General features: G+C 68.9%; 9 protein-coding genes and 3 pseudogenes. 4 read left to right on the top strand and 8 right to left on the bottom strand.

Translation table 11 applies throughout. From position 1 onward, the window contains the following. Window positions 1-99: 99 nt before the first annotated feature. Window positions 100-1,378, bottom strand: a pseudogene (locus ACVCAG_RS21990) (RNA-guided endonuclease InsQ/TnpB family protein). 118 nt (window positions 1,379-1,496) lie between these two features. Here ACVCAG_RS21990 and ACVCAG_RS21985 point away from each other — a divergent pair. Then, window positions 1,497-2,057, top strand: a complete 561-nt coding sequence (locus ACVCAG_RS21985; RefSeq protein WP_440085335.1) for an isochorismatase family protein — start codon at window positions 1,497-1,499, stop codon at window positions 2,055-2,057. Between the two features lie 177 nt (window positions 2,058-2,234). Here the strand turns inward: ACVCAG_RS21985 and ACVCAG_RS21980 are convergent. Together ACVCAG_RS21980 and ACVCAG_RS21975 are read right to left on the bottom strand one after the other, a co-directional pair. After that, window positions 2,235-2,441: pseudogene (locus ACVCAG_RS21980) on the bottom strand (IS5/IS1182 family transposase); the annotation flags it as partial. Between the two features lie 62 nt (window positions 2,442-2,503). Continuing rightward, window positions 2,504-3,145 carry a TetR/AcrR family transcriptional regulator gene (locus tag ACVCAG_RS21975; RefSeq protein WP_447190209.1) on the bottom strand — a complete coding sequence of 214 codons (642 nt, stop codon included), beginning with the start codon at window positions 3,143-3,145 and terminating at the stop codon, window positions 2,504-2,506. Window positions 3,146-3,289: 144 nt separating this feature from the next. Between ACVCAG_RS21975 and ACVCAG_RS21970 the strand changes: the two genes are divergently transcribed. Together ACVCAG_RS21970 and ACVCAG_RS21965 are read left to right on the top strand one after the other, a co-directional pair. Next, window positions 3,290-4,024 (top strand): SDR family NAD(P)-dependent oxidoreductase, encoded by a 735-nt coding sequence (locus tag ACVCAG_RS21970; RefSeq protein WP_447190208.1) that lies wholly within the window; start codon window positions 3,290-3,292, stop codon window positions 4,022-4,024. Between the two features lie 185 nt (window positions 4,025-4,209). Next, a complete protein-coding gene (locus ACVCAG_RS21965) occupies window positions 4,210-4,833 on the top strand; it encodes an NADPH-dependent F420 reductase (RefSeq protein ID WP_447190207.1) in 624 nt (207 codons plus the stop codon). Window positions 4,834-4,930: 97 nt separating this feature from the next. Here ACVCAG_RS21965 and ACVCAG_RS21960 read toward each other — a convergent pair. Both ACVCAG_RS21960 and ACVCAG_RS21955 read right to left on the bottom strand, forming a co-directional pair. Further along, a pseudogene (locus ACVCAG_RS21960) lies at window positions 4,931-5,713 on the bottom strand (transposase family protein). A gap of 120 nt (window positions 5,714-5,833) precedes the next feature. Further along, window positions 5,834-6,784 carry a superoxide dismutase gene (locus ACVCAG_RS21955; protein ID WP_447190206.1) on the bottom strand — a complete coding sequence of 317 codons (951 nt, stop codon included), beginning with the start codon at window positions 6,782-6,784 and terminating at the stop codon, window positions 5,834-5,836. A gap of 155 nt (window positions 6,785-6,939) precedes the next feature. Between ACVCAG_RS21955 and ACVCAG_RS21950 the strand changes: the two genes are divergently transcribed. Beyond that, window positions 6,940-7,791 (top strand): DUF72 domain-containing protein, encoded by an 852-nt coding sequence (locus ACVCAG_RS21950; protein ID WP_440085333.1) that lies wholly within the window; start codon window positions 6,940-6,942, stop codon window positions 7,789-7,791. A 106-nt stretch (window positions 7,792-7,897) separates the two neighbouring features. Here the strand turns inward: ACVCAG_RS21950 and ACVCAG_RS21945 are convergent, their stop codons facing one another. The 3 genes from ACVCAG_RS21945 to ACVCAG_RS21935 all read right to left on the bottom strand — a co-directional run bounded on the left by ACVCAG_RS21945 (window position 7,898) and on the right by ACVCAG_RS21935 (window position 11,045). Beyond that, window positions 7,898-9,391: a DHA2 family efflux MFS transporter permease subunit gene (locus tag ACVCAG_RS21945; RefSeq protein ID WP_447190205.1), complete on the bottom strand. Its 1,494-nt coding sequence runs from the start codon at window positions 9,389-9,391 to the stop codon at window positions 7,898-7,900. 73 nt (window positions 9,392-9,464) lie between these two features. Then, entirely contained in the window at window positions 9,465-9,953 is a 489-nt protein-coding gene (locus tag ACVCAG_RS21940; RefSeq protein ID WP_440085331.1) for a MarR family transcriptional regulator, read from the bottom strand. Window positions 9,954-10,097: 144 nt separating this feature from the next. Continuing rightward, window positions 10,098-11,045, bottom strand: a complete 948-nt coding sequence (locus ACVCAG_RS21935) for a cupin domain-containing protein (RefSeq protein ID WP_440085330.1) — start codon at window positions 11,043-11,045, stop codon at window positions 10,098-10,100. Window positions 11,046-11,140 lie beyond the last annotated feature (95 nt).

The following is an 11,140-nucleotide window of genomic DNA, read 5'->3' as shown; positions in this document are numbered from 1 at the left end:
GCTCCCAGGAACGCCTCGGCTCTTCGGCACCGGGCGGGGGCGCCCGGGTGTCCAGGTGTCCGGGTGTCCGGGGAGAGGGTTTTCTGTCGGTGGGTGTGCCTACCGTGGACGGGCACAGGATTCCGGCGCGAGCGAGGGAAGACCTTGACCTCCTCCCACTCCTTGAAGGAGGGGGATTCCCACGGTTGCCCGTAAGGGTTCCTGCTTCATCGCCGGTCGCCCGCCAGAGAGAGAACTCTCCATGAGGTCTTACACCAGCTCCACAGGCGTTTTACCTCTCCGCCAGCCCGGCGGCGAGGATGTTCTTCGCGGCGTTCACATCCCGGTCATGGACGGCGCCGCAGGCACACACCCAATCGCGGACGCCCAGCGGCATGGACCGCTGGGTGGTTCCGCACGCCGAGCACAGCTTCGAGGAGGGAAACCAGCGGTCCACGACGACCGGCTCCCGCCCGTACCAGGCTGCTTTGTACTCCAGCATGGACCGTATCTGGCGCCAGGAGGCATCCGAGATAGCACGGGCCAGGCTGTGATTCTTCACCAGGTTGCGCACGGTGAGGTCCTCGATCACGACCGTTTGGTTCTCACGGACGAGCCGAGTGGTGACCTTGTGCAGATGATCGCGGCGGCGATCACTGATGCGGGCATGCACCCGGGCCACCTTGACTTTGGCCTTGTGCCGGTTCGCCGACCCTTTCTCCTTACGGGCGAGGGTGCGCTGAGCCTTGGCCGGCTTGCGCCGGTCGGCCCGCTCGTGCCGGGGGTTTACGATCTTCTCTCCGGTGGAGAGCGTCGCCAGTGCCGTGATGCCCGCGTCCACCCCGACCACGTTCGGAGTCGGGGGGAGCGGGGCGATGGTGTCCTCGCACAGGATCGACACGAACCAGCGCCCGGCCGCGTCCTTGGTCACGGTCACCGTGGACGGCTGGGCGCCCTCGGGCAGGGGGCGCGACCACACGATGGTCAGCGGGCCGTCCATCTTCGCCAGCGTGATCCGACCGTTTCGGTAGGTGAACGCAGAGCGGGTGTACTCGGCGCTTGCCCGGGACTTCTTGCGGGACTTGAACGTCGGGTACTTCGCGCGTTTGGCGAAGAAGTTCGCGAACGCCGCCTGAAGGTGCCGCAGCGCCTGCTGCAACGGCACCGACGACACCTCGTTCAAGAACGCGAGGTCGTCGGTCTTCTTCCACGCTGTCAGCGCGGCCGACGACTGCGCATAGGAGACCTTCCGGCCTTCCAGCGCGTAGGCGCGGGTCCGCTCTTCAAGAGCCTTGTTGTAGACGAGGCGGGCGCAGCCGAACATACGCGACAGCTCCGCCGCCTGCTCGTTCGTCGGGTGGAAGCGGAACCTGTAGGCCCGCTTCACGATCTGCGCCACGCATCACACCCTGCCACAAGAAGTTAACTGTGGACGTGTGTTCGATACCAGACCTGCGGCACTGCGCCGCGTTTCCTCTCCGGCCCAAAGTCCGGGGTCTCCACGCTGGAGGTATCCGATGACCACACTCGAGAACCGGCCGCACACCGCGCTCCTCGTCGTCGACGTGCAGAACGGTGTCGTCGAGGGGACCCACCGGCGCGACGTGGTCGTCGCGAACATCGGCGGCCTTGTCGAGAGGGCGCGTCGGGAGCGGGTCCCCGTCGTCTGGGTCCAGCACTCGGACGAGCAGCTCGCCAGGGGGAGCGACAACTGGCGGATCGTCCCCGAGCTGGCTCCGGACGACGCCGAGCCGCTCGTCGAGAAGCACTACGGCGACTCCTTCGAGGAGACCACTCTGGAGACCGTGCTGTCGGGCCTCGGCGTCGGGCGGCTCGTCGTCGCCGGCGCGCAGACCGACGAGTGCGTCCGCTCGACGATCCACGGCGCGTTCGTCAGGGGATACGACGTGACCCTCGTCAGCGACGCCCACACGACGGAGGACCAGACGGAGTGGGGGGCGCCGCCGCCGGACCAGGTCATCGCGCACACGAACCTGTACTGGACCTACCAGACGGCGCCGGGACGGACGGCCGGGACGGTCGAGGCCAAGAACGTCGACTTCGGCGGCACGTCCTGAGACCTGTGTGACGCGGACGGCGGCACCCAAGGACGGGCACCGGGCCCAGGTCGCCGGGCGTGGATCACCGCGGACCGGGTGCGCGGGTGGGAGCGGGTACGGCTCGTCGTCCCGCTCCCACCCGCCCCGCCTCGTGTCGAGAGGGCCGGCCGTGAGAGATCGATCAGTGAACCTTTTTCATCCTGCGGTTGCTTCGTAGTTCTGTAGCACGTGGATGGCGTTGGCGAGTCGACCGACCCCGCGTGGGCTGACGCGGACTTTGTGCAGGATGCGCCGGTACTTGAGCTGGGCGTTGGCGCGTTCGCCGGGCCCGCGAAGCCGGGCATGAGCCCGGTTGGCGTCCTTCTGCGAGTCGGGTTTGTTCTTGCCCTTGTACGGCGTGATCTACCGCTCCGGCCGCGCCGAACTCGACGTCGTCTTCCGGCCGACGAGGCGTGATCGGGCCGTCATTGGCCTCCCACCGGAACGGGAGCAGACCCGGTAGTTTCGCGGTCATCGCTGGGCTGCCGAGGAGATGACGCGGAGATGGCGTTGTCGATGAGGACGGCGGCGATGGCGGCGGCGGTGGGGAAGGCGTCGGCGTTGAGAACCCGGGTCCGGGCCGCGGCGCCGTCGATGAGCAGCGCGAGCTGCTCGCCGAGCTGTTCAGGCTCGGCGGCGCCGGCTTCCCGGGCGGTGTCGGCGAGCCGCGCGGCGACGGCTTTCTTGTAGTCGCGCGCGTACTGGGATGCGGGGTGCTGGGGGTCGTGGAGTTCGACGGCGGCGCCGATGTAGGGGCACAGGGGGGTGGTGGGAGGGATGTCGAAGGCGGCGAGGAGCCGTTCGCGGGGCGTGAGGTCGGTGCGGTCGAACACGCCGGACAGAACGGAGGGGTCGAACCGGCGCAGGTACTCGGCGACGAGTTCGTCCTTGCCGGTGAAGTGCTGGTAGGCCGTGCGCTTGGACACCTGGGCCGCCGCGCAAAGCTGGTCCATGCCGGTGCGGTTGATGCCCTGCTCGCGGAACAGTTGCTGGGACGCGCTGAGGATGCGCTCGCGGGCGCCCCGGCCGCGGCGACGGCCCTGGGGGCCCTTCTCGAGCTCCGTCATGGGTCCATGATACCCCAGCTCGGTAACGACCGGTGTACATAGTTTGCGTCCCGCCCGCCCGCCCCGTACCGTAAGCACACAGGGCGGTGTACATAACATTGTCGCCCCAGGTGCGTACGGCACCACCGACTCAAAGGAGCGACCATGGGAAAGCTTGACGGCAAGGTAGCGGTCATCACTGGCGGCACCACCGGCATGGCGCTGGCCGGCGCGAAGCTGTTCGTCGACGAAGGAGCGCACGTCTTCATCACCGGCCGCCGCCAGGACGCCCTGGACGAGGCCGTGAAGCAGATCGGCCGCAATGTCACCGGCGTCCAGGGCGACGCCGCCGACCTGGACGACCTGGACCGCCTGTACGACACCGTCAAGCGGGAGAAGGGCAGCCTCGACGTACTGTGGGCCAGCGCCGGCGGCGGCGAGTCCGCCCCGCTCGGTGAGATCACCGAGGCCCAGTTCGACACCTGGTTCGGGCTCAACGCCCGGGGCACCCTGTTCACCGTCCAGAAGGCCCTCCCGCTCTTCAACGACGGCGGCTCCATCCTCATGACCGGCTCCAACGCCTCCCTCGGCGCCTTCCCCGGCTGGAGCCTCTACGCCGGCAGCAAGGCCGTCCAGCAGGCCTGGGCCCGCGTCTGGCTCAACGAACTGCGCGACCGCAAGATCCGGGTCAACGTCCTGACCCCCGGCCAGGTCGCCACCGCCAAACAGGAAGAACTGTTCGACGAGGCCACCAAGGCCGCATTCGAGTCCCTCATCCCCCGCGGAAAGATGGGCCGCCCCGAAGAAATCGCCACCGTCGCCCTGTTCCTCGCCTCCGACGACTCCAGCTACGTCAACGGCCTGGAACTGGTCACCGACGGCGGCACCACCGCCATCTGAACCACACACCAGGAATGCCGCGGGCACACCCCACAACAACCCCATCTACCGGCGGAAGACGGCGAGCCGGAGGTGCCGGGAAAGGCGCGGCAGTTGACCCAGAAACGTCACGGCCGACGCCCTGCGCCTGACCCGGCACGAACGAGACAGAGCGACACCTCGAGAACAGGAAGAGAGCACACCTCATGATCAGCATCACCCTCATCGGTACGGGCAACATGGCCCGTACCATCGGCACGCTCGCGGTGGCGGGCGGCAACACCGTCGAGGTCATGGGACGCGATCAGTCCAAGGCCGATGACCTGGCGAAGGCTCTGGGCGGCGGCACGACGACGGGCACGTGGGGCGCCGTCCCGGCCGGGGACATCGTCATCACGGCCCTGCTGTACGACGGTGTCGTCCCGGTCGTCGCCGAGTACGGAGACGCCCTCGCGGGCAAGGTCATCGTCGACATCAGCAACCCCTTCAACGCCACGTTCGACGGACTGGCCCACAACGAGGAGACCTCGATCGCGCAGGAAGTCACCAAGGTGGCCCCGGCCAGCGCCAGCGTGGTGAAGGCATTCAACACCATCTTTCGTAATGTCCTGGAGAAGGGCCGGCCCAACGTCTTCATCGCTGGCGACAATGCGCAGGCCAAGGCGGGCGTGGCTGCATTCATCCAGAGCCTCGGGCTGCGCCCGCTGGACGTCGGCGGCCTGAAAATGGCGCACTGGCTGGAAGGAATGGGCGTGGTCACGGTGGGCCTTGCCGGCAACGGAGTCGGCCACTGGGACTTCGCCCTCGGCGTCAACGAATTTACCGGCTGAGCCCCCGGGGCCGAGCAGTCGGCGAACAGGGAGCCGTGCGCCCTGACAATGGTTGATGGAGCACCGACTCGCTGATGTCGGATATCAATGAGCCTTTTCATCCTCGGTAGATCGGGTTCTCGGCGTGATGTAACACGAGGATGGCCTGCACGATCGCGGTGGCTCGGTGTGGGCAGCAGCGCAGCTTGGTCAAGATTTTCCAGGTTTTGAGGGTGGCGTTGGCGCGTTCGCCGATGGAGCGGATCCGGGCGTGGGCGCGGTTGACCTTCTTCTGCCAGCGAAAGAGTTCCGGCCGGTAGCGGTGGCGCTTGAACGGGGTTCGGATCGTGCCTCGGGCGCCTTGGTATGCCTTGTCGGCGAACGCCCTCACGTTTGCGCTGGTCAGCGCGTTGAATGATGGTGTGGGTGCGGGCCGCGGTCAGGTCGTGGACGGAGCCGGGCAGAGCTGCCGAGGCCCAGGCCAGCCGGCCTGCCGGGTCGGCGATGACCTGCACGTTCACGCCGTGGCGGTGGTGTTTGCCGGAGTAGTAGGGCTTCTGTCGGCGACCCGGTCGATCAGGATGAGGGTGCCGTCGAGGATGGCATAGGCCAGCAGGCGGATTCTGTTCATCGCGGTGTCGAGGTCGTCTGCGGTGGCGGCGAGCAGGTCGATGGCTTCGCGGATGTATCGCCAGGCGGTGGTCACGCCGATCTCGAATCCGCAGGCCAGGCGGGTCAAGGTGTCGCCGTTGCGCAGGTGCGCCAGGGCGAGCAGGGCTTGTCGGCCGGGATCGAGGCGTCGCCATCGGGACCGGCGCTGGACGCGGTGGGCCCGGATAAGGTCGGCGAGGTGGTTCAGGCTGCGGGTGGACAGCGCAATCGCGGCGGGGTAAGACAGCACGGCGAGGCTCCCGGTTGGGGCATCGGATCTTGGTCGACTGCTGTCTTACCGGGAGCCTCGCCTTATGTCCACATCAGACCTCGTCCTACTCGTGACCTGCACCGTCACGATGAAAATAGCTCAGTGACGCTCGACGGCCACCACGTTGTACGGGGTCGTCGGGGTGGGGGTCGTGGTGAAGCGGCCGTTGGGGAGATAGAGGCGGTCGAGGAAGGAGGCGACGGTGGTGGGGACGTCGAAGCGGCCGTCCGAGAGCTTGCGGATCACCTTCCCGGAGGTGGCGCCGCGGTCCAGGGAGAGGGACGTCAGGGTGTTCAGGCGGTTCTGCACGACGTGCAGGGTGCGGCCCTCCAGCAGCAGGCCGTCACCGTTGACCAGGGACTCGGCGCCGAGGTCCACCAGGGTGGCCACGCCGGTCGAGGGGTCGACGCGGAACAGCCCGCCGGTGTTGGACTGGACGACGAGCAGGGCCCCGCGATCGGGGGTCTGGGCGATGCCGTTGGCGTTGATGCCGGTCGTGTAGACGATGTCCCCGCTCAGCGGCACCTTCACCGCCTCGTCCGGCAGTGCTCCCCCACGCCCGAACGGCAGCTTGTACAGCACGGGGTTGGTCGAGTCGGTGAAGTACGCCGCGTCGCGGGTGAGCACGACGTCGTTGACGAACGCGGCGCCGGTGGCGAGCCGGTAGCTCGCGAGCACCCTGCCGTTCCGGGTGTCGATCACGCGGGCGTCGCCGCCCGTGCCGCCGGCGACGAACAGCCTGCCGCGCGCGTCGACCTTGAGGCCGAGCGACGGGGTGCCGGGACCCGAATTGATGATCCGGCCCCTGCCCGTGCGCAGGTCGGCCCGGTAGATCGCGCCGGTCGCGCGCGAGCCGAAGTACGCGGCCGCTCCCGGGCCGATGGCGATCCCCTCCGGCTGGAAACCGTCCGGGAGGGAGAACTCGGTGGGATAGGCCGGCTTCTCGGAAGAGGCGGAGGTCGTGGACGCGTCGGCCCTGGATCCGGTCTCGGCCGCCGCGGCCGGGGCCGCCATGAGCACGGTGAGGAACCCTGCTAGGAGAAATGCCACCTTCATTAAGGAAAATCCCATCTGTCGCGAGTGCGATGGTCTACCCAAATGCCCGCTTGGGTAATGGATCTAACGTATGACGCCCGGCTGTAGCGCTCCCGTAAAGTGCGCCCGCCCGGACGACGTCCCCGCGGTCGTTGGATAGCGTCGAGGTCATGCGGCTTCATGTGGGATGCGCGATGTGGTCTCTCGCGTCATGGCAGGGACGTTTCCTGCCCCATCCGCTCCCTCCCGGGGAGCGCCTGCGGTCCTACGCGACCTGGTGCAACGCGGTGGAGGGCAACACGACGTTCTACGCGACACCGGCGAGGAGCACGGTGGAGTCGTGGGCGCGGCAGACGGGCCCCGACTTCCGCCTGGTGGTCAAGCTGCCCAGGACGATCACCCACGAGGGGCGCCTCACCGGCGTCGACGAGGAGGTTCGATCGTTCCTGGAGGCGATCGAACCACTCGGGCCGCGAGCCCAGACCCTCTGGATCCAGTTGCCGGGGTCATTCGCCCCGGCCGACCTCGGTACCCTGGCCGGCTTTCTCCGCGGGCTTCCCCGCTCGCACAGGTACGCCGTCGAAGTCCGCCACCGCGCGTTCTTCGACGACGCGCGATCCGTACGGCTTCTCGAGGGGGTTCTCGCCGGCGCCGGCGCCGAGTGGGTGCCCTTCGACACCACCACTCTCTTCCGGAGCCCTCCGACCAGCGACGCCGAACGAGAGGCGTGGTCGAAGAAGCCGCGCATGCCGCGCAGGTCGGTCGCTCTCACCGACCGCCCGATCGTCCGCTACCTCGGCCGGGACGACACGGCGAGCACGATCGAGGGCTGGCGGGACTGGGTCGGCACGGTCGCCGGGTGGCTGCGCGAGGGCCGCTCGCCGACCGTGTTCGTCCACACCCCCGACAACGCCGAGGCGCCGGCGCTCGCCCGTCGCTTCCACGACGACGTACGAGCCCTGCTGCCCGGGGTCGAGCCGCTCCCCGAGCCCGTGCCCGTCGAGCCGCTGACCCTCTTCTGACCGCCGGGCCCGCCGCAGTTTCCGACAGGGGCCTCCCGCCGCGCGGTGGTGAGCCCGGCCGTCCGCGCCGCGTGTGGCCGGGCCGGCCGCCGCGGTGATCAGGTGATCAGGTGGTCTCCGGCCGGGCCGCCGGTGTGGCGGGGGTCGCGTCCGGCCTGGGCTGCCGCAGCACGACGAGCGCGACGGTGAAGGCGGCCAGGAGCAGAGCGGCGGCGACGCCGAAGGCGAGGTGGTAGCCGCCGGTCAGCGCGGCCGCCTCGTTCTCTCCCGCGGACAGCAGTTCCCCGGTACGCCGGGCGGCCAGCGTGGACAGCACCGCGACGCCGACCGCCATGCCGATCTGCTGGGTGGTGTTGAACAACCCGGATGCCAGGCCCGCGTCGTCGGCCCTGGCGCCGGACATGCCGAGCGTGGTCAGGGCCGGGAGCACCAGCCCGCCACCCGCGATGAGCAGCATCACCGGGAGCAGGTCGGTGACGTAGTTCGCGTTCACCGGTACGCGGGTGAGCCAGCCCATCGCCCCGAACAGGAGCACCAGGCCCGCCAGCAGGACGGCACGCTCGCCGAAACGGGTGTTGAGCCGGGCGGAGAGGAAGAGGGACACGCCGCCGATGGCCACCGCCGCGGGAAGCATAGCCAGGCCGGTGTCGAGCGCCCCGTACCCGAGGACCCTCTGCATGTAGAGCGCGACGATGATCTGGAAGGCGAACATGGCCGACAGCGTCAGGATCTGGACCAGGTTGGCGCCCGAGACGTTGCGCGACCGGAAGATTCGCAGGGGCATCAGCGGGGTCCCGGCGGTCGCCTGACGGATGACGAACGCGGCCAGCAGGGCGAGCGACACCGCGCCGAGACCGAGGGTGTGGGCCGCGAGCCAGCCGTACTCCTCGATCTTGACCACGGTGTAGATGCCCAACATCAGGCCGCCGGTGACCAGCACGGCGCCGATGACGTCGGCTCCGGCGGCGAACCCGATCCCGCGCTCGCCCGGCAGTACCCGGATCGCCAGCGCGATCGTGGCCAGCCCGATCGGCAGGTTGATGAAGAAGATCCAGTGCCAGCTGAGCGCGTCGGTGAGGACCCCGCCCAGGACCTGGCCGATGGAGGCTCCGGCGGCACCGGTGAAGCTGAAGACGCCGATCGCCTTCGCACGCTCCCCGGGCTCGGTGAACAGCGTCACCAGGATGCCCAGCACGACCGCGGAGGCCATCGCGCTGCCGACGCCCTGCAGGAACCGGGCGGTGATCAGCATGCCGGGCCCGGAGGCCACTCCGGCCAGCAGCGACGCGGCGGTGAAGACCACGTTCCCGGCCAGGAACATGGTCTTGCGGCCGATGAGGTCGCCCAGCCGGCCGGCCAGCAGAAGCAGCCCGCCGAAAGCGATCAGGTAGGCGTTGACGGTCCAGCTGAGCCCCGCGGGTGAGAAGCCCAGATCCGCCTGGATGGCCGGCATCGCCACGGTCACGATGCTGCCGTCCAGGATCGTCATCAACATCGCGGCGGACAGCACGGTGAGCGCGAGCCGGCGTGACGGGGACGCGCCGGTGCGGGATGGCCGGGAGGGCCGAGGGGGCCGAGGGGAGGGTGCGGTGTGCGACATGGCCGTCTCCTGTTCGAAGGGGAACAGAAGTGACCGTAGCAGATAGTTTTGTTGTAGACGATCCTTTATGGATTCACTTTGTGCGCTGCCGCGCTCGTCTGACCCCCCGCGGCGCCTCGGTGGGAGTGGCCAGATGGCCCGTCACCAGGCGGTTCATCGCCCGTACGAGCACCTCGCCCTCGTCATCGGGCAGCGCGCCCAGTGCCGCCCGGTGCACGCCGTCGACGATTTCCTGGCTCTGCCGTGCGACCTCCGCGCCCTTCTCGGTGACCGCGATGATCCGGGCGCGCCGATCCGTGCTGGACGGGCGGCGCTCGGCGAGCCCCGCCTTCTCCAGGGCGTCGACCGTGACCACCATGGTGGTCTTGTCCATGTCGCCGAGCTCGGCGAGCTGGATCTGCGTGCGCTCCTCCTCCAGGGCGTGGACCAGCACGCAGTGCATGCGTGCCGTAAGCCCGATCTCGGCGAGCGCCGCCGCCATCCGGGTTCTCAGGACATGGCTGACGTGGTCCAGCAGGAACGACAGATCCGGCTCGGTGCGGGCGGGTGCCATGGCGGTCATGGCCCTACCCTAGCCAACCGGTACCGTTCTGGATTATCTGCAAGCGGAAGCATCTGGCGGAGGCCCAGGCCGTCGACCAGCGGGCCGGCCGGGTGCGCGTGCTCGCCGACGTCATTCACGAATGTTCATGAATTCGCGGAGACGTCATTCGTAGACGGGCGGGGCGGCCGGCGGGGGCGGCTTCGCGGTTCGGTACCGGGCGGGCGGCTGGCCGGTGACGCGTTTGAAGGCGTTGCTGAAGGCGCTTTCCGAGGCGTACCCCCACTCCGAGGCCACCGAGGCGACCGTGCGGTCACCGGCACGCAACGCCTCGGCCGCGGACCGGATGCGCCAGTGCAGCAGATAGTCCAGCGGCGGCAGCCCGACGAGGGTCTTGAAACGCAGGGCGAAGCTGGAGCGGGACATGTCCACCTCGGCGGCGAGGCCGGCGACCGTCCAGCGGCGGGTGGCCTGCTGGTGCATCAGGGTGAGCGCGGCGCCGATCTGCGGGTCGTTCAGCGCTCCCAGCCAGCCGGGGATGTCCTCCTCGCCGGCCAGATGGGCGCGCAGCGCCTGGACGAACATGATCTGGGTCAGATGCTCGATCATCACCGTCGCCCCGAGTGGCTCGGTCGCGGTCTCGTGGGTCAGCATCCCCAGCACGGGGCGAAGGGTCCGGGCCTGAGGGCTGTCGGCGGGGATGCGCACGGCCGGGGGCAGGCAGTCGAGCAGCAGCGTCGCGGTCATGTCGTCGAGGGTGATGCTGCCGCCGATGATGACGGTCGGCTCCGCGTCCGGGGTGGTGGTGCCGTACCGTACGTTCCTGATGTTGGGAGCGTTGAGGTAGACGGCGTGGCCGTCCTCCGCCTCGACGTCCAGGTCGCTGGCGACCTCGTACGGCCGCCCGCCCGTGAGCAGGTAGCAGTCACCCGTCGACAGCCGCAGCGCGGGCGTGCCGTCGATGGTGAGCCGGCAGGCGCCGGACGTGATCGCACCGATCTTGATGTGCCGGTAGCTCCGGAAGCGCAGCGCCCAGCGGCCACCGGCCTCGAAGCGCGAGGAGAGGGCGCTGCTGACGTTCAGCAGGGTCAGGACATCGGACAGGGGGTCCACGGTGACTCCGGACGATCTCGCATATATGTCGGACTCTTTCTTATGGATTGTCCAGGTAGGCGAGCTATAGCGTTCCAACGCCCCCCTCATCTGGA

It is taken from the genome of Streptosporangium sp. G12 (assembly GCF_052983175.1).
The sequence above is the reverse complement of the archived record's forward strand: the minus strand, read 5'-3'. Positions and strand labels throughout refer to the sequence as shown.